Below are 23733 nucleotides of genomic sequence, written 5' to 3'. Positions count from 1 at the left end.
GACGCGCCTCCCTGACCGGTTGGGACGGCCGGTGCGCGGCGGCGTGGGTGCGGTTTGTGACGTCTCTGGGAAAGCTGGATGGCCGGCGTGGATATGGGGACTCGGAGGGCACGGAAGGAGATCTCACCCAGGCGAGGAGAGTCATGGCTGAGCAGAAGTCGTCGTCGGCCCTTTCGGCGCCGGTGCGGAGCGCGGCTTCGACACTGCGCAGGGTGCCGGGTGCGGGGGTGGTGAGCAGGGCCGCAGGCGGAGCATTGGACAAGGTCGGTGCGGTGTCGCCGCGGGGTCGGCGGCTGGCGGTGTACACAGGAGCCGGAGTGCTCGGCGTCGCAGGGGTGGTGGAGTGGCCTGTCGCGCTCACGGGCGCGGCCGTGGCCTGGCTCACCCAGCCCCGGCCCGAACAGCGGTCGGCGGACGCCGGAGAACAGCGGCAGGTGTCGGAGCCGGACGTCGGCCCCGAGATCCAGGGGGACAAGGAAGAGACGGGCGACACCGTCTCCGGAAGTCGGGCGCCCAAGGAAGGCCCGGGCCCGGTAAGGGTGAGCCCGGCGTCCACGCAGGGCGCCGATCACGGAGGTCACGAGCCCGCCGAGGAGAGCGGGGCGTCCGGCCACGGCCGGCGCAGGGCGGCGACGGTTCAGGCGTCGACGGGACACCTCGGCCCGACGGCCCGGCCCAGCCGTACCACTCTCTGAGGACGGCCCCGCCATGGCACTCGGCTTGCTGACAGCTCCGTCCGCCGCCGCCCGGCTGCTGCCCGCGGCTCCCCGACTGCTCGCGCGGGCCGCCGCGCCCGCGGTCGGGCTGGCCGCGGGCGCGGCGGCGGGGACGGCTCGGGCCGGCGTACGGAGCGCGGACGCCGCGGCGCGTGTGGTGCGCGTCGCGCGCAACGCGCTGCCGAGCGCCGGAGGGCACTGGCGGGCCGGCGCGCGGGTGCACCTCGCGCTGCGGACCGTGGAGGGGGAGTGGGAGCGGCACGCGGGTGGGACGGAGCAGTCGGCGCGCCGGGTGGCCGCAGCGCTGGCGGAGCGGCCCGATGTGGTCTTCGCCTACTGGGACCAAGGGCTCGCACGCCTGGTGCTGACCGCGACCGAGGCGGACGCCGCCGACCGGGTCGTGGAGCACGCGGCCGATCTGGCGGCGCAGCACGGTCTGGTCCTGGCGGGCGGCGAGCCGGAGGAGATCACGCATCCGGCCGACCCGGCGGGGGTGCGCGCCGCGGTGGCCACGCTGGCGGCCGACACCGTCGGCACCGCCGTCGCGCTCACCACGTACGCCCTGCGTCTGCCGCCGTCGCCCCGGCTGGTGACCGCGGCGGTGACGCTGCTGCGGGAGAACCCGGCGTTCCGCGCCCGGCTGCGCACATGGCTGGGCGCGTCCGGGATGGATCTGGTGTTGTGCTGCGCGAACGCGGCTGCCCACGGCGCGGGCCAGACCCCCACGTCGTTGCTGCTCGACGGGGTATTGCGGGGCTGCCAGCTGGCCGAGACGGTGGCTCGCGCGGCCGCCTTCGAGGCGTGTCACGACGAGTTGTGCGCGCCCGAGCGTGTCAGCATCGCCACCGACGACTGCCCGCGCCCGGACCTGCGCGTCTCCCCGGCTCAGGAGTACGCCGCCCACGCCTCCACCGGCAGTGTGGTGGGCGCCGCGGCGACGCTGCTGGTCAAGCACGACGTCACCGAGGCGGCGGAGGCGGTGCTCGCCGGCTCGCCCAAGGCCGCGCGGTACGGGCCCGCCGCCTTCCACGCCGTACTCAGCGCCGCGCTGGCTCGGGCCGGCGTGCTGGTGCGCGATCCGGAGCGGCTGCGGCAGCTGGAGATGGCCGGCACGGTCGTCCTGCACCCGAGCGCGCTGCGCACCGAGGACGGGGAGGCCGACCCGTGGGTCGAGGCCGTGCTGGACGCGGCGCGCCGGGCCGGAATGCGGGTCGTGGTGGTGGACGATCCCGCACTGGAGGACTTCACCGGCCTCGCCGACCAGGTGGTGGACGCACGGCGCCCGCTGGACGACGTGGTGTACGGGCTGCGCGACGACTCGCGGGCCGTCGTCGCGGTCGCCCGTGTGCGGTCCGCCGACGACCACGGCGTCCTGGCCGGGTTGCGCGCCGGCGATGTCGCCGTCGCCCTCACCGACCGGGCCGGCGCGGTCGTGTGGGGCGCGGACATCCTCGCCCTGCACGGACTGCCGGACGTGTGGCGACTGCTGACCGCGGTTCCGGCCGCCCGCGGGGTCGGGACGAGGGCACAGACCCTGGCAAGGTCGGGTGCCGCACTGTCCGGGCTGCTGGTGGCCGTCGGCCAGTCCGGTGGCGGACGCGGGCGCCGCGCCGTCCTGCCGGGGCTGCGGCACGCACCGGTCGACGTCGCCGCGGCGACCGCCCTGCTGTCCGGGGCGCGGGCGGCACTCGGTGTCGCGACGGCCCGCGCTCCGCACCCGCGCCCCCGTGTGCACTGGCACGAGCTGGACCCGCGGGAGGCCCAGGAGCGGCTGCGGCACGAACCGGCCGCGGCGCCGACTCCGGTGGAGCAGGCGAGCGCCCGGACGAGGAAGGCGTTCGAAACGGTGTCCCGGGTCCCCGTGCTGGCTCAGGCGCGGGGGACACTGCACCTCGCGCAGGCTGTGCGCGGCGAACTGCACGACCCCCTCACCCCGGTCCTGGCCGTCGGCTCGGCTGCGTCGGCGATCCTCGGATCCGCCGTGGACGCCCTCCTCGTCCTCGGCGCCCTCGACCTGAACGCGCTGGTCGGCGGCGTCCAGCGGCTGCGTGCCGAGCGGGCGTTGTCCGGGCTGCTCGCGGAGCAGAAGCAGAAGGCGCGCTTCGTCGCCGAGGACGAGGACGCGTCGGCGGGGACCCACACCGTCGACGCCGTCAAGCTCACGCCGGGCGACGTGATCGAGCTCGTGGCGGACGACGTGGTGCCCGCCGACGCCCGCCTGCTGTGGGAGGACGGCCTGGAGGTCGACGAGTCCGCGCTGACCGGGGAGTCCCTGCCGGCGGAGAAGCAGACGGACCCGACTCCGCACGCTCCGGTCGCCGACCGGAGCTGCATGGTCTTCGAGGGCACCACCGTGGTGGCCGGCCGGGCCCGGGCCGTCGTGGTGGACACCGGCGACCGCACAGAAGCCTCCCGCGCCGTCCACCTCGCCGCCCGTACACCGCCCGCCGCCGGGGTGCAGGCCCGGCTGCAGGAACTCACCGGCAAGGCACTGCCGTTGACACTGGCGGGCGGGGCCGCGGTGACGGGGCTGGCGCTGCTGCGTGGTACCCCCGTCCGCGAGGCGGTCAGCGGCGGTGTGGCCGTCGCCGTGGCGGCCGTCCCCGAGGGTCTGCCCCTGGTGGCCACGGTGGCACAGCTCGCGGCGGCCCGGCGGCTGAGCCGCCGAGGGGTCCTCGTCCGAACCCCGCGCACGCTGGAGGCGCTGGGCCGGATGGACACGGTGTGCTTCGACAAGACCGGCACCCTGACCGAGAACCGGCTGCGCCTGGTGCGGGTGTCCGACGCCGGCGGCAGCGTCCGTGCCGCGGACGACCCGGACTCCGCGGCCACGCTGCGCACCGCGGCGCGCGCCTGCCCGCGGCTGAACGGCGGCGGCTCCGACCGGCCGGTGCACGCCACCGACGAGGCCGTCCTCGACGCGGCCGGCCCCGACCCGGACTGGCGGCAGCTCGAAGGCCTGCCGTTCGAGGCCGCCCGCGGGTACGCCGCCGCCGTCGGCCGGGCCGGCGACGGTCCGCGCGTACTCGTGGTCAAGGGCGCGCCGGAAACCGTCCTGCCCGCCTGCTCCGGCACTCCGCCGCACGCCTCCGACGCGGCGCACGCGCTCGCTCGCGACGGACTACGGGTCCTGGCGGTGGCCCAGCGGCGGCTCGGCGACGGCGAGGAGGAGCCGGTCACATTCGAACAGCCGCTGCGGGACCTGGAGTTGACCGGTCTGCTGGGGCTCGCGGACACACCGCGCGAGACGTCCACGGCCCTCGTGCACGGTCTGAGCGAGGCAGGCGTACGACCGGTCATGCTGACCGGCGATCATCCGCAGACCGCCCGGGCGATCGCCGCCGAACTGGGCTGGCCCGAGGACACGACCGTGGTCACCGGGGACGAACTGGCGGCCGCGGACCGGTCGGCCAGGGCGGGGATGCTGCGGGGCGTGGGCGTCGTCGCCCGGGTCGCGCCCGAGCAGAAGCTTCAGGTCATCGAGGCGCTGCGGGACGCGGGCCGGGTGGTCGGCATGGTCGGCGACGGCGCCAACGACGCGGCGGCGATCCGCGCCGCCGACATCGGCGTCGGCATCAACGCCCGTGGCTCGGCGGCCGCGCGCAATGCCGCCGACATCGTCCTCACCGACGACGATCTGACCGTGCTGATCGACGCGGTGGGGGAGGGCCGCGCCCTGTGGCACAGCGTGGCCGACGCCATCGCCATCCTGATCGGCGGCAACGCCGGCGAGGTCGGCTTCGGCATCCTCGGCACGCTGGTGTCGGGGACCGCACCGCTGTCCACCCGTCAGATGCTCATGGTGAACCTGTTCACGGACCTGTTCCCGGCGATGGCGGTGGCGGTGACGCCGAACGAGGACGCCGAGCAGGCGAAGGCCGGGTCGCCGGAGGACGCGGCAGGCGGTGTCCTGGGGGAGTCGCTGATCCGGCAGATCCGCCACCGCGCCCTGACCACCAGCCTGGGGGCCCTCGCAGCCTGGTTGATCGGCCGCTTCACGCCGGGTACCGCCCGCCGCTCGGGCACGATGGCCCTGTGCGGTGTGGTCGGCACCCAGCTCGCCCAGACTCTGCTCGACCGCCGCGACAGCACCCTGGTCCGGGTCACGTCCCTCGGCTCCGCCGTCGTCCTGGTCGTCCTGGTGCAGACTCCGGGCGTCAGCCGGCTGTTCGGCTGCACTCCGCTGGGCCCGGTCGCCTGGGCCGGTGTCGCCGCGGGGATCGCCCTGGGCCTGGCGGGCCAACGGGCCCTGCCCCGCCTGGAGGAGACGGTCCAGGGCCTGCTGCCGCACGCGGCGTCCTGACGCCGTCGCTCAAACCTGGCTCAGACGGACCGGTGGTACTGCTCGGGCACGTGCACCCGGCCGCCCAGCTCGCGCGCCGCGCTGCGCGCCCACGAAGGATCGCGCAGCAGCTCGCGGCCGAGCAGCACCGCGTCCGCCTCGCCGTTGGCCACGATCTTCTCCGCCTGCTCGGCGTCGGTGATCAGCCCTACGGCGGCGACCGGCATCGGCGTCTCGGCCTTCACCCGGGCGGCGAAGGGGACCTGGTAGCCGGGTCCGGTCGGGATGCGAACGCCGGAGGCGTTGCCTCCGGTGGAGACGTCGAGCAGGTCGATGCCGTGCGCATGCAGGTCGGCCGCGAAGCGCACCGTGTCGTCGGCGGTCCACCCACCGTCCTCCAGCCAGTCCGTGGCGGAGATGCGGAAGAACAGCGGCTTGCCGTCCGGCCACACCTCCCGTACGGCGTCGACCACCTCGAGGGCGAAGCGGGTGCGGTTCTCGTACGAGCCGCCGTAGGCGTCGGTGCGGTGGTTGGAGTGCGGGGAGAGGAACTCGTTGATCAGGTAGCCATGGGCGCCGTGGATCTCGGCGATCTCGAAGCCGGCGGCGAGGGCGCGGCGGGCGGCGTCGGCGAACTGACCGACGATCCCCTCGATCTGAGCCGTGGTCAGCTCGCTCGGTACCGGATGCCGGTCGTCGAAGGCGAGCGCGCTCGGCCCGAGCGGCTGCCAGCCGTACGCTTCCGGTCCGACCGGCGCGCCTCCCTTCCAGGGCCGGTCGGTCGAGGCCTTGCGGCCGCTGTGGGTCAGCTGGACGGCGGGCACCGTGCCCTGGGCGGCGAGGAAACCGGTGATGCGGCGGAACGCCTCGACCTGGGTGTCGTTCCAGATGCCCAGGTCGTACGGGGAGATCCGGCCCTCGGGGGACACCGCCGTCGACTCGACGACGATCAGGCCTGTACCGCCGGCCGCGCGCGCCGCGTAGTGCGCGAAGTGCCAGTCGTCGGGGGCGCCGGTCCCCGGACCCTCCGGCGCGGCCGAGTACTGGCACATCGGCGGCATCCACACCCGGTTGGGGATCGTCACATCGCGCAGGGTGTACGGCTCGAAGAGCACTGTCACGGTGGGCTCCATTCATCACGGGACCGACGGTCGTCTCGTACGATAGGCATCGTAGTACGCCAAGTGTCAAACTACGATGAATGTCGTACGATGGGGCTCTTCGACGAAAGGGAGCCGCCGTGACCGCCGCCCCAGCCCCCGCCGCCGGCAGTCGTGAGCTTCCGCATCCGGCGCGGGAGGACATCCGGCTGGAAACCGTGCTGCACGCGCTCTCCGACCCCATGCGGCTGCGGATCGTGCGAGAGCTCGCCGCCGACGGCGACGAGCTCTCGTGTTCGCACTTCGACCTGCCCGTCACCAAGTCCACGACCACGCACCACTTCCGGGTGCTGCGCGAGAGCGGGCTGATCCGGCAGGTGTACCGGGGTACGGCCAAGATGAACGGCCTGCGCCGGGCCGACCTAGACGATCTCTTCCCGGGCCTTCTCGACGCGCTCCTCGGTGCCGCCGCCCGCCAGGCCGTCCGGCTCGGTGACGGGTGAGCCGGCCTTCCCCGGAAGGTGGTTGAACAGCAGGTTCAGTACGATCGCGGTCAGGCAGCCCGCGCTGATGCCGCTGTTCATCACCGTCTGGAACCAGTCCGGGAACTTCTCGTAGACCGTCGGCACGCCGACCGGCAGTACGCCCACGGCCACCGAGACCGCCACGACCGTCAGGTTGTGGTTGTCCTCGAAGTCGACCTCGGCCAGGGTTCGCAGCCCGCTCGCGGCGACCGTTCCGAACATCACCAGCCCCGCGCCGCCCAGCACCGGCGCCGGTATCGCCGCGACCACCGCGCCCAGCTTGGGCAGCAGGCCGAGCAGCACCAGGATGCCGCCCGCGGCCGCCACGACCCAGCGGCTGCGCACCCGGGTCATCCCCACCAGGCCCACGTTCTGCGCGTACGCCGTGTAGGGGAAGGTGTTGAAGACGCCGCCGAGTACGGTCGACAGGCCGTCGGCGCGCAGGCCGTCCGAGAGGGAGCGCGGCTCGACCTTGCGCCCGGTCATCTCGCCGACCGCGATCAGGTCACCGGTCGTCTCCGTCATCGTCACCAGCGCCACGACCAGCATCGAGACGATCGCCGACGCCTCGAAGGTGGGCGCGCCGAAGTGGAACGGTGTGCTGATCCCGACCCAGTCGGCGTCCCCGACCCCGCCGAAGTCGGTGAAGCCGAAGGGCACCGCGACCGCCAGCCCCACCACGATGCCGCTCAGCACCGCGATCCGGCTCAGGAAGGCCGGCGCGAACCGCTGCACGCCCAGCACCACCGCCAGTACGAAGCCGGCGAGCGCCAGGTTCTTCGGCTCCCCGAAGTCCTCCGAGCCGGCGCCGCCCGCGGCCCAGTTGCCCGCGACCGGGAGCAGCGAGATGCCGATGATCAGGATGACGGTGCCCGTGACGAGCGGCGGGAAGAAGCGCAGCAGCTTCCCGAAGACCGGCGCCAGCAGCACGATCGCGAGTCCCGCGACGATCACCGAGCCGTAGATCGCGGGCAGTCCGCCGCCCGTCGTGCCGATGAGCACCATCGGCGACACCGCGGCGAACGTACAGCCCTGCATGATCGGCAGCCGCACACCGAAGCGCCAGAAGCCCACGCACTGGATGAGCGTGGCGATACCGCACACCAGCAGGTCGGCGGTGATCAGATACGCCAGGTCGGCCGGCGACAGCTTCATCGCGCCGCCCACGATCAGCGGCACCGCCACCGCGCCTGCGTACATCGCGAGCACGTGCTGGAGCCCGAAGGCCGCCAGCCGGCGTACGGGTGGGACCTCGTCTACGGGATGTATGGGGGCGGTCGTGGGCATGGGCACTCCAGGGCGGCGGGGAGGGGGGCGGCAACATCCGGACAGCACGAGACCGTAGGGGACTTAAACAGTTTGTTGATTTCTGGGGTGTTTCCACCGTGTGTCATGCCCACCGCATCCTGCTAGGGCAGGTCCAGTCCAACCCCTGTCCGCGCCGCCGTCAGCAGTGATTCCCAGTCCGGCAGCTTGACGACACCCCGCCCGAAAGAGGCCCCGAGTTCGGCCTCGGCGCGTTCGATGGCCTGCCAGCCGGCCCATTCGACCGGCTCGATCCCCTCGGCCCGCAGCACCGCGAGGGGGTCCTCGGGCAGGTCCCTGCCGACGAGCGCGGGGGCGTCCGCGAGCAGCGATGTCACCGTCTCCTTCGCGCACGGCCGGTTGGTGCCGATGACGCCCGTCGGGCCGCGCTTGATCCAGCCCGCCACGTACTCGCCGGGTGCGACGGCGCCCGCGCGCAGGACGCGTCCGGCCAGATGCGGCACCGTGCCGTGTTCCGTGTCGAACGGCAGCCCCTCCAGCGGCACCCCGCGATAGCCCACCGACCGCAGCACCAGCTGCGCCTCAACGTCCTCGTACCGTCCGGTGCCCGTCACGCCGCCGTGCCCGTCGGGCTCCGTACGCTCGAAGCGCACCGCGCCCACGCGCCCGCCGTCGGCGAGCACTTCCACCGGACGCAGGAAGAAACGCAACCCGATCCGGCGCGAGGCCTCCTTGGGTGGCAGCGACGCCCAGCCGCGCAGCACCTCCACGTTGCGGCGCTGTGCGGCCGGCAGGGCCGAAGGGTCGGCGTACGCCGGATCCGCGGCCAGCTCCGCGGGATCGACGGTGACCTCGGTGTCGGGCAGGGACCCCAGCTCGCGCAGTTCCTTGGTGGTGAAGCGGGCCTGGGAAGGGCCGCGCCGGCCCACCATCCGGATGTCGGTCACCCGGCTCGCGGCCAGGGCGGTCAGCGCGGCCTGCGGCATGTCCGTCGGGCTCAGTTCCGCCGCGCCCCTGGCCAGCATCCGGGCGACGTCGACGGCGACGTTCCCCATGCCGATGACCACGGCCGAGCGGGCGCCGGCCACGAATGCGTGGGCCGCGGAGTCCGGGCGGGCGCCGGCCACGAATGTGTCGGCCGCGGAGTCGGGGTGGGCGCTGTACCAGGACACGAACTCCGTCGCCGACCAGCTGCCCGGCAGGTCCTCGCCCGGGATCCCCAGGTGCCGGTCGGTGGCGGCACCCACGCAGTACACGACCGCGTGGTACAGCTCCCGCAGCCGGGCGGCCGCGACACCGCCGACGCCGACCCGCACTCCGCCGAGGAAGCGCACCCGTTCGTGCTCCAGGACCGTCCGCAGATTGTTCTGGAGCGACTTGATCTTCTCGTGGTCCGGTGCCACCCCGTAGCGCACCAGGCCGTACGGGCACGGCAGCCGGTCCAGGACGTCGACATGCGCCCCGGAGTCCTCCTGGACGAGGCTCTGGGCGGTGTAGCACCCGCTCGGCCCGGAGCCGACGACGGCGACACGCAGCACGGCGGAACTCCTTGTCGGAGGGTCGCGAGAGATCGGAAGGGATCGCCCACGGCTCCAGAATGGCACCGGAAGGGGTCCGCTGACAGGGTGCCGTGCCGGTCGGGCACGCGCGTGTTCCTTCGTACGGGATGTGATCGTGCGGTTACGTTGCGCGTGTGCTGGAAGCATCCTTGCTCAACCTTTCTGACCGCTCCGCCGCGGACGGAGCGGTGTCCGTGTGGCCCGCGTGGAAGGTGCGGGAGGGGGAGAACGTGACCTCGTGGTTCAACGTCCGCCTGGCCTTCGCCGACGGGGCCCGGGTCGACGCGCTCGCCGTGGTGTCCGAGGGGTGCGTCTCCATCGAGGACGTACGGGCCCAGCCGGCGCTCTCCCTCGGCGATCTGACGGTGCTCGCGGTGTGGCTCGAGAGACCACTGTCCGAGGCGTGCGGGCTCGACACCGAAGCGGCCGAGGACACGGCCGTGGAAACGGCTGAGGGCGTGGCGGAGGGCGCGGTCGACGGAACGGCCGCGGAGCCGGTCGAGGAGCCGCCCGCGGAGCCGGTCGACAGCTCCGAGGCCGACGCCGGGCCCGACGAGGATCCTGCGGGACCGCGCCGTGGCCGACCCGCGTGGCCGCGTGGCATCGAAGGGCGCCGACTGGTCGCCCGGGAGTACCGCGCGGCCCAGAAAGAGGGCATCGACCCCGTCCTCGCGGTGATGTGCGCGACCGGGCGCAGCCGCCGCAGGTCCCTGCGTCTGATCGCGCAGGCGCGCGACGCCGGGTTCCTGGCGCCGCGCCACGCACGGCGCTGACCGGATCTCCTACCCCATCTCGCGCATCCGCGTGATCTCGCTGGTCTGCTGGGCGATCACGTCGTCGGCCATCTCCTCGATCTGAACGTTGTTGCCCTCTGCCTTCACGTCCGTGGCCATGGTGATCGCCCCTTCGTGGTGAGTGATCATCAGGGTGAGGAACAGGTCGTCGAAGGCTTTGCCCTCGGCCGCGCGCAGCTTCGTCAGCTGGGCCTCGGACGCCATGCCGGGCATCGTGGTGTGCTCGTGCCTGCCGGTGTCGTCGTCCTTGGCGTAGGTCTTCAGCCAGCTCTCCATGGTGGTGATCTCCGGTCCCTGCGCGGCGGAGATCCGCGCGGCGAGCCGCTTGACGCTCGTCGACTCGGCGCGGTCGGGGGCGAGCTCGGTCATCTCCAGGGCCTGGGTGTGATGTTCGATCATCATGCGCGCGTACGCGAGGTCCGCGGCGTTGGGCGTGTCGTCGTCGGCGCGCTGCTGTGCCGCCTCCTCGGCGGACAGGGTGCGGTTGGCCTCGCCGGGCTCACCGGGCACGAGCACCGAAGGCCCGCTCGCCCCGGCCGACTTGGACTCGGAGCCGGAGCCCGAGTCGCAGCCCCCGAGCGTGAGTACGGCCAGGGCGGCCAGTGAGGCCGTGGCGAGGGACGTACGGGACGCACGGCGGAAGAGCACAACGACCTCCTGTGGCAGGCGTGTTGAAGGGACCTCGTGGGTCGACGCGGGTGCCGGCGACGATTTCCGGCGTGTTCGCGCACGTCAGGGAACAGGACGTGCCATGACGATTGCATTGCCCTCTATTGATATGTGCATGGTGAAGACGATACTTCGGGGGAGCATGAACCGTTCCCGTGTGAACGGCAACTAGGGAGGATGCAGTGACCCTGTTGAACCATTCCCGAACTCGGCGCAGACGACTCGGAGTCGCCGCGGTCGCGACCGGGCTCCTGGCCGCGCTGCTCACCGCGGTGCCCGCGGCCGCCACCCCCGACCCGGGGGACGACCCGGCGGCGCAGAAGGCGGTGTCCCGAAGCGCGCAGGCCCAGGCGACGGAGGCGATCGCCGACGGCGAGATACCCGGCCAGGACGAGATCGTCCACTCCGCCAACATCGAGCACCTCGCCAACGTCCCCAAGGAGGCCTTCACCGGCCTCAACTCGGACCTGGCCTTCCAGGGCAAGTACGCCTTCGCCGGCAACTACGACGGCTTCCGCATCTTCGACATCAGCAACCCGAAGGTACCGAAGACGGTCGCCCAGGTGCTGTGCCCCGGCTCGCAGAACGACGTCTCCGTCTCAGGCAACCTGCTGTTCCTGTCCACCGACTCCTCACGCAGCGACAGCAGTTGCAACAGCACCACGCAGCCCGTGACCGAGAAGTCCTCGTGGGAGGGCATGAAGGTCTTCGACATCAGTGACAAGGCGAACCCGAAGTACGTCGCCGCCGTCGAGACCGCCTGCGGCTCGCACACCCACTCGCTGGTGCCGGAGCGCAAGAACGTCTACATCTACGTCTCCTCGTACTCGCCGAACGCCGCCTATCCCGACTGCCAGCCGCCGCACGACGGCATCTCGGTCATCAAGGTGCCGCGCGACGCCCCCGAGAAGGCGGCGGTGGTCGGCTTCCCCGTCCTCTTCCCCGGTGAGGGGCCGGACGGCGGCGGCAACCCCGGCTCGCCCACCAACCCCGGTGTCTCCAAGACGACCGGCTGCCACGACATCACGGTGCTCCCGGAGAAGGACCTGGCCGCAGGCGCGTGCATGGGCGACGGCATCCTGTTCTCCATCAAGGACCCCGAGCACCCGAAGGTCATCGACCAGGTCGAGGACAACGTCAACTTCGCGTTCTGGCACTCGGCGACCTTCAACCAGAAGGCGAACAAGGTCGTCTTCACCGACGAGCTGGGCGGCGGCGGTGCGGCCACCTGCAACGCGGCGACCGGCCCGAACCGCGGCGCCGACGGCATCTACGACATCGTCGGCAAGGGCGACCAGCGCAAGCTCGTCTTCCGCAGCTACTACAAGATCCCCCGTCACCAGGCCGACACCGAGAACTGCGTGGCGCACAACGGCTCGCTGATCCCCGTCAAGGGCAAGGACATCATGGTCCAGGCCTGGTACCAGGGCGGCGTCTCGGTCTGGGACTTCACCGACTCCGCCGCCCCCGAGGAGATCGCCTACTTCGAGCGCGGACCGCTGTCCACCACCACGCTCTCCGTCGGCGGCTCGTGGTCGGCGTACTACTACAACGGCTACATCTACTCCAACGACATCGCCAAGGGCTTTGACGTCCTGAAGCTGAGCGACCGGCGCACGGATCCGGCGAAGCGGGTCCACCTGCCCGAGCTCAACGTCCAGACCCAGCCGGACTACTTCGACTGATCGGCCGGTCGCCGGTCCGTCGCGAAGAAACGTGACAGATCCGTCTCACCCGTCCCGCCGGACGCCTCGGTGTCCGGCGGGACTCCCATGTCCCAGTCCAGCCGGTAGCGCTCGAACAGCTCGGCGCGCAGGGCCGTGATCGGCATGGGCACGTTCGGCAGGACCATCGCGTAGACGGCGCCCATGAGCAGGGAGCGCAGCATCGGGTAGTCGGCGTCGACGTCCTGCGAGCCGTGCCGGGCCATGGTGTCCCGCAGCAGCTCGGCCAGCCGCTGCTGCTCGGGGCACTGCACGAACCCCTCGGCCTGCAACAGCCCCGCCATGTGCTGGCGCATCAGCACCGTCTGGTCCCGGGCCAGTCCCAGGATCGCGTCGACGGCCCGCGCCATCCGCTCCCGGCCGTCCTCGGTGCGCGGCTCGCGCTCCAGCGACTCCTCCAGTGTGCGGTGCATCAGCCGGTGCACGGCCGACTGCACGAGCTGGCGCTTGCCGGGGAAGTAGTACGACACCAGGCCCCGTGCGGAGCCCGCCCGGTCCGCGATGTCGCCGAGCGTCGTCGCCTCGTACCCGCGCTCCCGGACCAGCTCGACCGCGGCCTGCAACAGCCGTTCCCGGGAACGCCGCCGCAATTCTTCATTGACCGAGGCGCTGCGCGGGGACATTCTGGAACTCCTGCGTTGACTGGCTGCCAGCCAACTATACTCAACGCGACCTGGCCGGCCCCTATGCGGGGCCCGGCCGGGTTGTTGTCCGCCTCGGGCGACGCGGGGGATCGTCCGAGGCGGACGTTCCTTCACACTGATAGTTGCCTGAGGCGATGTCTGTTCTGTTCGCCACGCCCGGGTGACCGCCGGAGATCAGCCCACCAGGTCCAGTACCGGACGCAGGCCGTCCGGGCGCTCGGTCACCGGCAGATGGTCCACGAAGTGGACACCGCAGCCGAGGGCAGCCGCACCGCCGTCCGCGCGCCGGTCGTCTCCCACCATGAGCGCGTCCCGCGGATCGGTGCCGAGCGCCTCGCAGGCGACGGCGAACAGCCGGGCGTCCGGCTTCTGGATGCCGTGTTCGTACGACAGGACGTACGCGTCCACGTAGGGGTCGAGGCCGTGCTCCCGGAACACCGGACGCAGATCCCAGCCGATGTTGCTCACCACGCCCACGGTGATCCCGCGCTCGCGCAGCGCACGCAGCACCTCGACGGCGTCCGGATACGGCGCCCACGCGGCCGGAGCCCTGTGCCGGTCGTACAACGCGTCGTGCAACGCGGGGTCGGGCAGTGGTACTTGGCGGGAGAGACCGGTGTACGCGGCCCGGTGCAGCTCGGCGCTGGAGTCCCTGGTCGCCCACACCTCGGCGAGGTCCTCCGGGACGTGCGTGGGAGGGCCCCCGCCGGGCAGCGCTCCGGCCGCGTCCAGCGCCTGGACCGCCTTGGCCAACTCCGCTTCGGAGAGGGCGAGATCCGCCTCGGCCAGGACCGCGCGCAGCCAGGATTCGGTGGACTCGATACGGAAGAGGGTTCCGGAGAAGTCGAAGAGAACGGCAGTCATGCGCGGGACCTTACCCGGGCCTCCGTCCGGTGCGGGCGGCCGCCGGTGGGGCGTCGGTTCAGCGGTGTGGGCTTCGGTGTCCCGTAGGACGAGATGACTGGCCGGCCGTGCGGGACGAGCGGCTCGTTGAGCGCGGGATCGGCGAGTGCCGCTCGGGAGTCGCCGAAGGGGATCGTCCGCTAGTGAGGGTGCGCGCGACCGTTCCGTCGCCACTCGTACGCCCAGACCGCCAGCGCCACCACGAGCGCCCCGAGCAGCCAGCCGCCGACGACGTCCGAGGCCCAGTGGACGCCGAGCCACACCCGGGTCAGACCGACGCCGGCCACGGAGAGCAGGGCCAGCGTGAGAGCCGTACGCCACAGGGCGCGGCCCGCCCCGTGGCTGTGGAACAGCCACAGGAGGAGACCGCATACCACCGTGGCGGTCATGGCGTGACCGGACGGGAAGGCCGCGTAGTGGGCCGAGTCGACGGGGTCGCGCCAGACCGGCCGGGACCGGTCCACCGCCGCCTTCAGAGCCTGCTGCACCAACGTGCCCACCGCGCACGTGACGGCCAGCCACGCTGCCGTCCACCAGGCCGAGCGCCGCCACACCAGCCACACCGCCACGGCCGCGGCCAGCACACGCATCGTCAACGGGTCCCAGACCCAGTCCGTCAGGATGCGGAACGCATGCGTGAGGCCGGGTTCGTCGATTGCCCAGCGGTGGGTGGTGCGGGCGATGTCGCCGTCGAGGCCGAGCAGCGGGTGCCATCGCGTCGCCACCAGTGTGAGCAGCAGCGCCGAGCAGAGAGCCAGGACCAGTGCGGCCCGGGCGGGGGCGGGGCGGTGGTCCGGCGGGCGGGGCGGGGAGGGCGCGTGCGGGTTGTGCATGGAGTGATCCTCGCCGACCTGTGGGGCGTGGGGTCAACCAACACGGTCAAGCGGCAACCGTTCCGCCCCTCGAGCGGCGGGAGCCGGCCGTCAGGCGCGCAGCGCCCCCATGCGGCCTTCCAGTCGGCTCAGCAACTCCGCCAGGAGTGCGGAGAGTTCGCCCTGGCTCGGCGGGTCCAGCACCTCCAGTACAGCCGTCTCGTAGGCGAGTTGCTCGGGCAGGATCGCGTCGACGAGGTCACGGCCGGCGTCCGTGAGGCGGACGTGGGCGACTCGGCGGTCCCGTGTGTCGCCACGGCGTTCCACCAGGCCGCGCTCGGTCAGCTGCTTGAGGCGTTTGGTCACGGCGGCGCCCGAGGAGAACGTCTCGCGGGCCAGATCGCTCGGGGTCAGCTCGTGCCCTGTGCGGCGCAGCGCGCCGAGCAGGTCGAACTCGGGGCGGCTCAGACCGGCCCGACGCAGCGGGGCGTCCTCGGCCTGCTGAAGCAGGGCCGCACAGCGGTTGACGCGGCCGATGATCTCCATGGGCCCGGTGTCGAGCTCGGGGTGCACGGTCCGCCACTGCCGCACGACGGCGGCGACGGTGTCCCCGCGCGACGCCTCTGAGGCATCGCCTCCGGTGGAACCGTCCCCCTCCGTCGGTCGTCCCTGCGTCGGCGTCATGGCCGTACGTCCTCCGTTCTGCCGCTTGTGCGCCGGTCCAGGAACAGTCCCTGGCGCCGTACCGTCGCCGCGAGCGTACGGTGTCCGGCCTGCTCGACGAGCACGACCCGCTCCTGGGGCAGGGCGCGCTGCCACCACTCGCCGGACGCGGCGTCGGCGGTGGCCCGCAGGTCGACGAGCGCGGCGGCGAGGGCGCGACGGGCGGACTCAAGGACGCCGGGCGCGGAATACGGCTCGGCAACGAGGCGTGCGGCGTGCTCACGGGCGCGCTCGGCGGCGGTCAGCGCCTGTTCGAGGCGGTCACCCGAGCGCCGGTTGGTGACGGCGACCGCGGCGACGAAGCCGACCAGCGCGCCGACCAGGGTGTCCACCACCCGCTCGGTGATCAGCTCGCCCGAGTCCTGCAACCGGGCGAACTCGGTGATGAGCAGCGCCATCGGGGTCACACAGATGCTGCCGAGCCAGTAGTTGCGGCCGATCAACGCCTCCGCCCCGAAGTTGAGGGCGAGGCAGCACAGCACGAGGGCCGCCGCGTGGAGGTGCGCCAGCGGGACGAGCGCGGCGAAGACCAGGACGCCTACGAGGTTGCCGACGACTCGCTGGACACCTCGGCTCCAGGTGAGGGTGAGGTTGGCCTGATAGAGGGAGGCCGCGGTGACCAGGGCCCAGTAGGGGCGGCCGACACCGAGGGCGAGGGAGGCGTATCCGGCTAGGGCGCAGCCGACGGTGGTGCGTACGGCGAGGGGGGTCAGCGGGCCGAGCCTGGTCCACAACGGCCGGGTTCCGGCGGCGAGCTCGGCGTCGACGCCGACGAGTTCGTCGGCGGCTCCGGTCAGGTCGTCGGGCTGCGGCACGGGGCCGCGTCCGCGCAGGGCACGGGCCCAGGCGCGCAGCTGCTCGGGTTCCGTGTCGGCGGGGGCGGCGAGCGCGACCTCGGCGCGGACCACGAGCCGTTCGAGCGCGCGCCGGGGCTCGGAGCGGGTGCCGGCGGCCAGCAGTGACTGCCAGGCGGCCTGCACGGCGGCCGCCGTCGCAGCCCGGGCCCGGGCGGCACCCGAGCCACCCGTGGCGGCGTACGTGGCAGCGGCGTCGAGGGCCTGCGCCGTGGCGCGGCGCTCCGGGCCGTCCGGGCGGACCAGTCCGGGCCCCATGCCGACGAGCCAGGCCCACGCACCCGCCGCCAGGGCCAGGGCGAGGTGGCCGGGGACCTGCCCGAGGGTCTGCGGGGCGAAGAGGGAGGCGGAGCTGATGAAGGTGAGGACGACGTGGGCGGGCGGGCCGATCCGGGTCGCGTCGCACACCACCTTCTGTACGGCGGCCAGGAGCGCGCCAACGGTCACGAGGACGATGGCGTTCGTGGTCAACGAGGCGGTGACGAGGGCGACGGCGAGGCCGCCGACCATGCCGAGCACCACCCAGGCCAGGACGCGGGCCCGGGCGGCGTACGGGCGATTGTGGGCGTACAGCGCGCACAGGGAGCCGGCCATCGTGTACATCGCCAGGTCGAGCCGGCCGAGCGCCAGCAGGGTCAGGTTGGGCGGCGCCATCGAGGCGACCGCGCTCAGGGCGGGCTTGAACCAGATGTCGGAGGGTCGACCGAGGCGGAGGACGCCGGCGAGCGGGAGGCGCCGGACGCGCGGGGTGGTGGGGGTGGGGGGCGCACTGCTCATGGACACAAGTTTAGCAGGTGTTTTACTAGTAAATGAATTTCGGACGTGTCCGGTGACCTGCTGTGCTTCGCCGAATGCTCCCCGTGTACACCCTTGCGCTCGCTTACGCCCCGCATGACCCGGGCATCCCTTGACCGTCGGGACCGGCCGGGCGTCGCCCTGCTGCCCGGACGTCCGAGACCGTCGAGCGGGGAGGTGCGTGTGCACGGACCGGCTTCGCCCGGTTGGCTGCTGGTCGCGCTGTGCGCGGCGACCGGGGCCTACTGTCTGCTGCGGATGCGCAGCAGTGTCGAGGAACAGCGCCGGGCCGCGGGGGGCGAGGCGCTCATGGGCTTCGGCATGGCCGCGATGGCCGTACCGGCGGCGGTGTTCACCCCGCCGTCCTGGGCCTGGCCCGCCTACGCGGTGGTCTTCGGTGCGGCGGCACTGCGCGCCCTGTGGGCGGCACGGGCCGACGCCCACCATCTGCACCATCTGGTGGGGACGTCGGCCATGGTCTACATGGCGGTCGTGATGGCGGCCTCCCCCGGACACCATCAGGGACACGGCGGGGCCGGACTCCCGCCGGTGACGGGGGCGTTGCTGCTCTACTTCGTGGGATACGTACTGCTGTCGGGGGTCCGCCTGCTGCCCGCCGGAGCCGGCACCGTGGCCGGGGGGTGGGGGGACCGGCCGGAGCTGGCGCGGGCGTGCCGGCTGTCGATGGGGATCGGGATGGTGGCGATGCTGCTGACGCTCTGACACCTGTCCCTCTGACGCCGAAGGTGCCCGCACCGCGCGTGATCCGCGCTGAGGCCACCGATGCCCGCACCGCACGAAATCGTTGCTTGCGTCACTTTGCCGAGGCAGGCCGTACCCCTGCGCCGTACGGCGCTCATAGGGTGCTCCCATGATGGTCCCCGCGGCACTGTTGCTGCTCGGCGCCCTGACCGCCGTACTCGCCCCCCGGCTGCTCGCCCGCGCGGACTGGGCGGACCGGGAACCGGTGGTCGCGCTGTGGGTGTGGCAGTGCGTGGTGGCGGCCGTCCTCCTGTGCTGTGCGCTGTCGATGACGCTCAGTGCCGCGGCGGCCTGGCAGGCCGTGCGCGGCCATGTCTTCGGGTCCGCGCCCCGGGCGGTGGTGGAGGCCTATGCGCTCGGCGCGGCGGGTCCATGGGCGGCGGCGACCGCGGTGGCGCTGGCGTGCGGCGGGCTGTGGAGCGCGGCGATGCTGGTCCGGGAGGTCTCCCGGGCCCACTTCCGGCGCCGCCGCCGTCGAGCCGAACTCCTCGTACGAGCCCCGCTGTTGCCGGGCGAGGAGCCCACCCCTGGGCAGCTCGTGGTGCTGGAGGGCGAGCGCCCCGACGCATGGTGGCTGCCGGGCGTCGCCCCCCGACTCGTCGTCACCACGGCCGCGTTGCGCCGTCTCAAGGGGCGCCGACTGGACGCCGTCCTCGCCCATGAGGAGGGCCACGCACAGGCCCGGCACGACTGGCTGCTGCACTGTTCGGCCGCGCTGGCCAACGGGTTTCCGCGAGTGCCGGTTTTCGCCGCGTTCCGTGCCGAGATGCACCACCTGGTCGAACTGGCCGCCGACGACATGGCCTCCCGCCGCTTCGGCCGCCTGACGACCGCCCTCGCCCTCGTCGAACTCAACGAGGACCGCGGCGTGTTCGGCCCCTCACCGGCCCCGCAGGCCCACGTCCAGCAGCGCGTCCACCGACTCCTCGCTCCCCCGGACCGGCTCACCGCGGCCCGCCGGCTGCGGCTGACGGCGGCGGCCGCGCTGGTGCCGGTGGTCCCGCTGCTGGTGGCGTTCGTACCGGCGCTGCGGGTGCTGGGCTGGGGCGTGTTTCGAGAGTAGCGTCGTCCGCCCGAAGGGCGGGGCCCGCGGCGTCTGGTGCTGGGGGCACCTCCCACGCCCTTCGGGCTGCCCTCGGTCTCCCCCTCCGGCAGGTCGTGGGCATCACCCCAGGAGCTGCGGCGTATGTGAACGCAGGTTGCGCCTCAACCCTCCTGGCCCGCCACGTACACGCCGAACACCGCTCCCTGTGGATCCCGCAGCACCGCGATCCGCGGCCCGTCGGGCACAGAGGTGGGTTCCATGAGGACGGTGCCGCCCGCGCCCGTCGACGTGGCCGCCGTGGCGTCCACGTCCTCCACCGCGAAGTACGGCAGCCAGTGCGGCGGGACCTCGGGCGGGAACTTGTCGTCCATCGTGATCATTCCGCCGAAGTCGGCGCCGTGGATGCCCCACTGCGTGTAGTGCTCGGAGGCGTTCACCGTCCAGCCGAACACCGTGGTGTAGAAGGTCTCGGCCCGCTCGGGAGAGCGGGTCAGCAGCTCCACCCAGCCGAGGGAGCCGGGCTCGTTGAGCAGCCCCGCACCCGGAAACGCCCGCGCCTGCCAGAGCTGGAAGGCCGCGCCGCCCGGATCGAGGGCCACCGCGAAGCGGCCCACGTCGAACACGTCCATCGGGCCGACCAGGACCTTCCCGCCGGCCTCCACCACCAGCCGTGCGGCGACGTCCGCGTCCGTCACGGCGAACGACACGTTCCATGCGACGGGCTGCGACTCCTGGTAGAGGGGCGACAGCGCGGCCACCGCCGCGTCACCGAGGTGCGCGATCGTGTACCCGCCCGCCTCCTGTCGCGGATCCGTCTCCGGACGCCAGCCGAACAGCTCCTCGTAGAACTGCTTCGCGCCCTCCAGGTCGCTGGTCCCCAGTTCGGTCCAGCAGGGCCCGCCGGGCACCGGCTTGTCGAGCTTCATCGCGTTCCTTCCGGAAGGAGACCCCCCTCCAGCACGCTAGCCCCGGCCCCCGACGGCGGCCATCCGGAAACCGGCCCCCAGAGCCTGTCCTAGATGCCCGGCCGGTACCGCAGCGGATGCTCGGCCGGCACCTCCACCAGCACGATCCCCGTGCCGTCCGGGTCCGCGATCCACATCTCGACCAGCCCCCACGGCTCCTGCAGCGGCGGCCGCACGATCTCGACGCCCTTCGCCCGCAGCTCGTCGTGCGCCGCGCTCACGTCCGCGACCTGCAACCACAGCCGCGGCGGCGGAGACGGCGGGGTGTCGGAGCGCCCGGAGACCTCCAGGAAGCCGCCGCCGAGGAAGTAGACGGTGCCGCGCTCCGCGCCCGTGCCGAACTCGCGGTAGACGGCGAGGCCCAGCTGCTCGCCGTAGAAGGCGCGCGAGCGCTCGGGGTCGGTGGGGCGCAGGAGCGTCCGGCTGCTGAGTACATGCACCATGCACCCGGAGCCTACTCGCAGCGCTACCCTCGTCCCTGCCGAGCCGCGCCACAGATCGGAGACACCCACCCATGGACACCGCCGCCACCGGACTGACCTTCCGCGACGCCACCGACGCCGACGTGGACGCGCTGGTCGCGCTCGTCGAGTCGGCGTACCGAGGGGACGCCAGCCGGGCCGGCTGGACCACCGAGGCGGACATCCTCGAAGGGCAGCGGACCGATCCGGAGGGCGTGCTGGAGGTCATCAAGTCGCCCGACGGCCGGCTGCTGACGGTGGAGCGCGACGACCAGGTGATCGCCTGCTGCCAGCTCGAGCACCGCGGCGACCACGCCTATTTCGGCATGTTCGCGGTCAGTCCCGCACAGCAGGGGGGTGGCCTCGGCAAGGTGGTCATCGCGGAGGCGGAGCGGCTGGCCCGCGAGGTCTGGGGCGTCACGGAGATGCGCATGACCGTCATCTCCGTACGCGAGGACCTCATCGCCTGGTACGAGCGCCGCGGCTACCGCCGTACGGGACAGACGAGCCCGTTCCCGTACGGCGACGAGCGCTTCGGAGTCCCGCAGCGCGACGACCTGGAGTTCGAGCTGCTGGTCAAGAAGCTCGCGTGATCGTTCCGCCCGCCAGGCCGTGATGCCCGTCAGGCCGTGAAGCGGCCCGTGCGCTTGATGTCCGGGTAGTCGGTGGTCGCGCCGTCCAGCCCCAGGGCCCGTACGAGCCGCAGGTGGTCCTGGGTGTTCACCACCCAGCCGATGATCCTCAGGTTCGCCTCCCGCGCCTGTTCGACGATCTCCAGGGTGAGGCGGCGGATGTTGAGGCAGACGGTCGCGGCCCCGGCGTCGACGGCCCGCCGCACGATGTCGGTGTCGTAGCGGCTGCCGATGAGCGCGGTCCGTACGCCGGGGACCAGCCGGGCGATCTCCGCGATCGCCTCGTCGTGGAACGAGGACACCTCCACGCGTCCCAGCAGGTCCCGCCCGGTCAGGACCTGGGCCAGCGCCCGAGCCGCCGCCACGTCCTTGATCTCGGCCTGGAGCGGCGACCGCACCGCGTCCAGGACCTCCTCGAAGACCGGGATCCGCTCGCCGCGGCCCGCGTCCAGGGCACGCAGTTCGGCGAGGGTCTTCTCGGCGATCGGCCCGCAGCCGTCGGTCGTGCGGTCCACGTCGGCGTCGTGCATGACGACGAGGGCGCCGTCCTTGCTCAGATGCAGATCGAGTTCGATGACGTCGAGGCCCGCATGCTGGGCGGCGACGAAGGAACGGAGGGTGTTCTCGGGCTCGACACCCATGACCCCGCGGTGACCGATGGTAAGGAAGTTCAAGGTTCAACTCGCTTCCGTCGACGGCGGCTCGGCGCACGCGTGGACCAGGGGCCGGACCGGAGCGGACGGCACAGTCCACACAGCAGAGCCGCAGCCTAATGGCCCGGCACCGGGATGTAACCGCTCGTACGCGGGGCATTGGTGTGGCGCGCGTGTCGCACCTGGCACCTGCCGCCCGGGGCGGTCACCCGCGCGTGGGCGAGTCCTGCGGGCATTGACCTCGATGCGTGGCCGGATCCGGTCGTCCGGTGAGCAGGTGTGCGTCGCCCGGACGCGGGTAGCGGAAGTGTGTGCCGCCCGCATGCCCGGCAGGAAAAAGTGCGGTTACATGTGGGGAGCGCAGCATAATTTCCCGACGATCCACTTGCTGGGAGAAACCTCGTATGTATACGGTCTTCATACGTGAGGTTCTCCCGTGGAGGATGGGAAATGACGGAAATTCTTGTGCAGGTGGGTACGGAGGAGCGGGTTCCTCCCGCGACCAGGGTGGTCGAGCACCTGGCGTGGCCCGTGCTCAAGGATGCCGTGGAGCAGATCCGGCCATGGCAGTCGAAGGACGGATCGATCGACTTCGACGCCGAGGGCGCCCCTGACCCGGCCGACGTCGAACTCGCCGTACGGCGTGTCGGCGACGCGGTCGAGGAGCTCTCCCCGCTGCTTCCCCACGACGCCGCGTACCACCAGGCCCTCGTCAAGGACCTGCGCCGCTGGGCCGACGGCGGCTTCCAGGTGCCCGACTTCCTCGACTCGCTGCTGGCGTTCCAGCCCGCCGCGCACCGCGAGGACGACCTGCAGCACCTGGTCGTCTTCCCGATGTACACCCAGAACGGCAACCCCGACCGCAACCTCGAGGCCGTAGTGCTGCGCATGGTCTGGCCCGACTGGCTGGCCGAGCTGGAGCGCACCCGCTACGACAACCCGCTGTTCTGCGGCATCAAGTTCGAGGACTTCACGGCCGGATACGACACCAACTCCGCCGTCCTCTTCCCCGAGACGATCGCCGTGCGCGAGGCCCCCGAGCGCTTCAGCTGGGGCGGCATCTTCTGCGACCGCGAGGCCGCCCGCTTCCGCCGGGTCACCGAGGCCGCCGTCGACATCCTCGGCCTCGACCTGCCCGCGGACATCGCCGCGATGGTCCATGACCAGAAGCGCTGCGAGGAGGCCTTCGTGCTGTGGGACATGGTCCACGACCGCACCCACAGCCACGGCGACCTGCCCTTCGACCCGTTCATGATCAAGCAGCGCCAGCCGTTCTGGATGTACGGCCTGGAGGAGCTGCGCTGCGACCTCACCGCCTTCAAGGAGGCCGTGAAACTGGAGGCCGACGGCGTTCCGCAGGCCCGTGACGTGCAGTACGCGGTGCTGTTCGACCGTATGTTCCGCTTCCCGGTCACCGGCGAGCGCGAGCGCAACTACGACGGCCTCGGTGGCCAGCTGCTCTTCGCCTACCTGCACAAGCACGACGTCGTCCGCTGGACCGACAACAAGCTGCACATCGACTGGCAGCGCGCCCCGCAGGTCACCAACCAGCTGTGCGCCGACATCGAGCAGCTGTACCGCGACGGCATCGACCGCCCGAAGCTGGTGCACTGGTTCGCCGGCTACGAGCTGGTCTCCGGCTACCTCGCCCCGCACCCGGGCTCCAAGTGGGCCAAGGGCCCGGACGCCCTGGACCTGACCCTGCCGCCGCGCAAGCTCGTGGACGACGTGCTTCCGGACGAGTTTCCGCTGAGCATGTTCTATGAGGCACTGTCGAAGAAGCTGAAGAACGTGATCGCCTCCACCCGGGGCATCACGGCGGACAGCGCCGAGCGGGTCGCCGCGTGAGC

The 23733-nt window shown here is 72.4% G+C and carries 21 protein-coding genes; 9 read left to right on the top strand and 12 right to left on the bottom strand.

All coding sequences use genetic code 11. The features are described 5' to 3' along the window. The first annotated feature begins 143 nt into the window (after positions 1 to 143). Both ACFY16_RS20580 and ACFY16_RS20575 read left to right on the top strand, forming a co-directional pair. Positions 144 to 695 carry a hypothetical protein gene (locus ACFY16_RS20580; protein WP_390648569.1) on the top strand — a complete coding sequence of 184 codons (552 nt, stop codon included), beginning with the start codon at positions 144 to 146 and terminating at the stop codon, positions 693 to 695. A gap of 13 nt (positions 696 to 708) precedes the next feature. Next, positions 709 to 5019, top strand: a complete 4311-nt coding sequence (locus ACFY16_RS20575) for an HAD-IC family P-type ATPase (RefSeq protein ID WP_390648568.1) — start codon at positions 709 to 711, stop codon at positions 5017 to 5019. Between the two features lie 20 nt (positions 5020 to 5039). On the opposite strand, the gene ACFY16_RS20570 is transcribed toward ACFY16_RS20575, so the two are convergent. Beyond that, positions 5040 to 6119: an NADH:flavin oxidoreductase/NADH oxidase gene (locus ACFY16_RS20570; protein WP_390648567.1), complete on the bottom strand. Its 1080-nt coding sequence runs from the start codon at positions 6117 to 6119 to the stop codon at positions 5040 to 5042. Between the two features lie 119 nt (positions 6120 to 6238). On the opposite strand from ACFY16_RS20570, the gene ACFY16_RS20565 reads away from it, so the two are divergent. Further along, positions 6239 to 6601: an ArsR/SmtB family transcription factor gene (locus tag ACFY16_RS20565; RefSeq protein ID WP_390648566.1), complete on the top strand. Its 363-nt coding sequence runs from the start codon at positions 6239 to 6241 to the stop codon at positions 6599 to 6601. Here ACFY16_RS20565 and ACFY16_RS20560 read toward each other — a convergent pair. Further along, positions 6521 to 7909 (bottom strand): nucleobase:cation symporter-2 family protein, encoded by a 1389-nt coding sequence (locus tag ACFY16_RS20560; protein ID WP_390648565.1) that lies wholly within the window; start codon positions 7907 to 7909, stop codon positions 6521 to 6523. The two genes, ACFY16_RS20565 and ACFY16_RS20560, sit on opposite strands and share 81 nt — an antisense overlap. A 122-nt stretch (positions 7910 to 8031) precedes the next feature. Continuing rightward, the gene (locus ACFY16_RS20555) at positions 8032 to 9426 is read right to left on the bottom strand and encodes an FAD-dependent oxidoreductase (protein WP_390648564.1); all 1395 of its coding nucleotides are present in this window, start codon (positions 9424 to 9426) and stop codon (positions 8032 to 8034) included. A gap of 209 nt (positions 9427 to 9635) precedes the next feature. Between ACFY16_RS20555 and ACFY16_RS20550 the strand changes: the two genes are divergently transcribed. Next, positions 9636 to 10220, top strand: coding sequence for a DUF6214 family protein (locus tag ACFY16_RS20550; protein WP_390648614.1), 585 nt, complete (start codon positions 9636 to 9638; stop codon positions 10218 to 10220). A 9-nt stretch (positions 10221 to 10229) separates the two neighbouring features. Here ACFY16_RS20550 and ACFY16_RS20545 read toward each other — a convergent pair whose 3' ends face one another. Beyond that, the gene (locus ACFY16_RS20545; protein WP_390648563.1) at positions 10230 to 10889 is read right to left on the bottom strand and encodes a DUF305 domain-containing protein; all 660 of its coding nucleotides are present in this window, start codon (positions 10887 to 10889) and stop codon (positions 10230 to 10232) included. A gap of 203 nt (positions 10890 to 11092) precedes the next feature. On the opposite strand from ACFY16_RS20545, the gene ACFY16_RS20540 reads away from it, so the two are divergent. Next, a complete protein-coding gene (locus tag ACFY16_RS20540) occupies positions 11093 to 12595 on the top strand; it encodes an LVIVD repeat-containing protein (protein WP_390648562.1) in 1503 nt (500 codons plus the stop codon). Here ACFY16_RS20540 and ACFY16_RS20535 read toward each other — a convergent pair. The 5 genes from ACFY16_RS20535 to ACFY16_RS20515 form a co-directional block, all read right to left on the bottom strand. Continuing rightward, the gene (locus tag ACFY16_RS20535; RefSeq protein ID WP_390648561.1) at positions 12583 to 13257 is read right to left on the bottom strand and encodes a TetR/AcrR family transcriptional regulator; all 675 of its coding nucleotides are present in this window, start codon (positions 13255 to 13257) and stop codon (positions 12583 to 12585) included. The genes ACFY16_RS20540 and ACFY16_RS20535 overlap by 13 nt on opposite strands. 195 nt (positions 13258 to 13452) lie before the next feature. Then, positions 13453 to 14142 carry an HAD family hydrolase gene (locus ACFY16_RS20530; RefSeq protein ID WP_390648560.1) on the bottom strand — a complete coding sequence of 230 codons (690 nt, stop codon included), beginning with the start codon at positions 14140 to 14142 and terminating at the stop codon, positions 13453 to 13455. 179 nt (positions 14143 to 14321) lie between these two features. Beyond that, positions 14322 to 15014, bottom strand: a complete 693-nt coding sequence (locus ACFY16_RS20525) for a phosphatase PAP2 family protein (RefSeq protein ID WP_390648559.1) — start codon at positions 15012 to 15014, stop codon at positions 14322 to 14324. Positions 15015 to 15104: 90 nt separating this feature from the next. Beyond that, entirely contained in the window at positions 15105 to 15677 is a 573-nt protein-coding gene (locus ACFY16_RS20520; protein ID WP_390648558.1) for a MarR family winged helix-turn-helix transcriptional regulator, read from the bottom strand. After that, on the bottom strand, positions 15674 to 17347 hold the full coding sequence (locus ACFY16_RS20515; protein WP_390648557.1) for an FUSC family protein: 1674 nt from the start codon (positions 17345 to 17347) through the stop codon (positions 15674 to 15676). The genes ACFY16_RS20520 and ACFY16_RS20515 overlap by 4 nt, the downstream gene beginning before the upstream one ends. A gap of 201 nt (positions 17348 to 17548) precedes the next feature. On the opposite strand from ACFY16_RS20515, the gene ACFY16_RS20510 reads away from it, so the two are divergent. Further along, positions 17549 to 18088, top strand: coding sequence for a DUF5134 domain-containing protein (locus ACFY16_RS20510; protein WP_390648556.1), 540 nt, complete (start codon positions 17549 to 17551; stop codon positions 18086 to 18088). A 148-nt stretch (positions 18089 to 18236) separates the two neighbouring features. Then, the gene (locus ACFY16_RS20505) at positions 18237 to 19190 is read left to right on the top strand and encodes a M56 family metallopeptidase (RefSeq protein ID WP_390648555.1); all 954 of its coding nucleotides are present in this window, start codon (positions 18237 to 18239) and stop codon (positions 19188 to 19190) included. Between the two features lie 143 nt (positions 19191 to 19333). Here ACFY16_RS20505 and ACFY16_RS20500 read toward each other — a convergent pair whose 3' ends face one another. Both ACFY16_RS20500 and ACFY16_RS20495 read right to left on the bottom strand, forming a co-directional pair. Beyond that, complete coding sequence (locus ACFY16_RS20500) at positions 19334 to 20098, bottom strand: VOC family protein (protein ID WP_390648554.1); 765 nt, start codon at positions 20096 to 20098, stop codon at positions 19334 to 19336. Positions 20099 to 20187: 89 nt separating this feature from the next. Beyond that, positions 20188 to 20580, bottom strand: coding sequence for a VOC family protein (locus ACFY16_RS20495; protein WP_390648553.1), 393 nt, complete (start codon positions 20578 to 20580; stop codon positions 20188 to 20190). 71 nt (positions 20581 to 20651) lie between these two features. On the opposite strand from ACFY16_RS20495, the gene ACFY16_RS20490 reads away from it, so the two are divergent. Further along, positions 20652 to 21191 carry a GNAT family N-acetyltransferase gene (locus ACFY16_RS20490; RefSeq protein WP_390648552.1) on the top strand — a complete coding sequence of 180 codons (540 nt, stop codon included), beginning with the start codon at positions 20652 to 20654 and terminating at the stop codon, positions 21189 to 21191. A 29-nt stretch (positions 21192 to 21220) separates the two neighbouring features. Here the strand turns inward: ACFY16_RS20490 and ACFY16_RS20485 are convergent, their stop codons facing one another. Then, positions 21221 to 21904, bottom strand: a complete 684-nt coding sequence (locus ACFY16_RS20485; RefSeq protein WP_390648551.1) for a glycerophosphodiester phosphodiesterase — start codon at positions 21902 to 21904, stop codon at positions 21221 to 21223. A gap of 429 nt (positions 21905 to 22333) precedes the next feature. Here ACFY16_RS20485 and ACFY16_RS20480 point away from each other — a divergent pair, with 429 nt between their 5' ends. After that, positions 22334 to 23731, top strand: coding sequence for a DUF6421 family protein (locus ACFY16_RS20480; protein ID WP_390648550.1), 1398 nt, complete (start codon positions 22334 to 22336; stop codon positions 23729 to 23731). The last annotated feature ends 2 nt before the right edge of the window (positions 23732 to 23733 follow it).

It is taken from the genome of Streptomyces sp. NPDC001315 (genome assembly GCF_042896175.1).
Classification (GTDB): Bacteria; Actinomycetota; Actinomycetes; order Streptomycetales; family Streptomycetaceae; genus Streptomyces.
This window is presented reverse-complemented; position numbering and strand designations above follow the sequence as displayed.

Bases quoted from the DNA above. Each gene is read 5' to 3' on its own strand.
- ACFY16_RS20580 (WP_390648569.1), top strand. From the start codon at position 144: ATGGCTGAGCAGAAGTCGTCGTCGGCCCTTTCGGCGCCGGTGCGGAGC.
- ACFY16_RS20575 (WP_390648568.1), top strand. From the start codon at position 709: ATGGCACTCGGCTTGCTGACAGCTCCGTCCGCCGCCGCCCGGCTGCTG.
- ACFY16_RS20560 (WP_390648565.1), bottom strand. From the start codon at position 7,909: ATGCCCACGACCGCCCCCATACATCCCGTAGACGAGGTCCCACCCGTA.
- ACFY16_RS20535 (WP_390648561.1), bottom strand. From the start codon at position 13,257: ATGTCCCCGCGCAGCGCCTCGGTCAATGAAGAATTGCGGCGGCGTTCC.
- ACFY16_RS20530 (WP_390648560.1), bottom strand. From the start codon at position 14,142: ATGACTGCCGTTCTCTTCGACTTCTCCGGAACCCTCTTCCGTATCGAG.
- ACFY16_RS20525 (WP_390648559.1), bottom strand. From the start codon at position 15,014: ATGCACAACCCGCACGCGCCCTCCCCGCCCCGCCCGCCGGACCACCGC.
- ACFY16_RS20520 (WP_390648558.1), bottom strand. From the start codon at position 15,677: ATGACGCCGACGCAGGGACGACCGACGGAGGGGGACGGTTCCACCGGA.
- ACFY16_RS20515 (WP_390648557.1), bottom strand. From the start codon at position 17,347: ATGAGCAGTGCGCCCCCCACCCCCACCACCCCGCGCGTCCGGCGCCTC.
- ACFY16_RS20505 (WP_390648555.1), top strand. From the start codon at position 18,237: ATGATGGTCCCCGCGGCACTGTTGCTGCTCGGCGCCCTGACCGCCGTA.
- ACFY16_RS20500 (WP_390648554.1), bottom strand. From the start codon at position 20,098: ATGAAGCTCGACAAGCCGGTGCCCGGCGGGCCCTGCTGGACCGAACTG.
- ACFY16_RS20495 (WP_390648553.1), bottom strand. From the start codon at position 20,580: ATGGTGCATGTACTCAGCAGCCGGACGCTCCTGCGCCCCACCGACCCC.
- ACFY16_RS20490 (WP_390648552.1), top strand. From the start codon at position 20,652: ATGGACACCGCCGCCACCGGACTGACCTTCCGCGACGCCACCGACGCC.
- ACFY16_RS20480 (WP_390648550.1), top strand. From the start codon at position 22,334: ATGACGGAAATTCTTGTGCAGGTGGGTACGGAGGAGCGGGTTCCTCCC.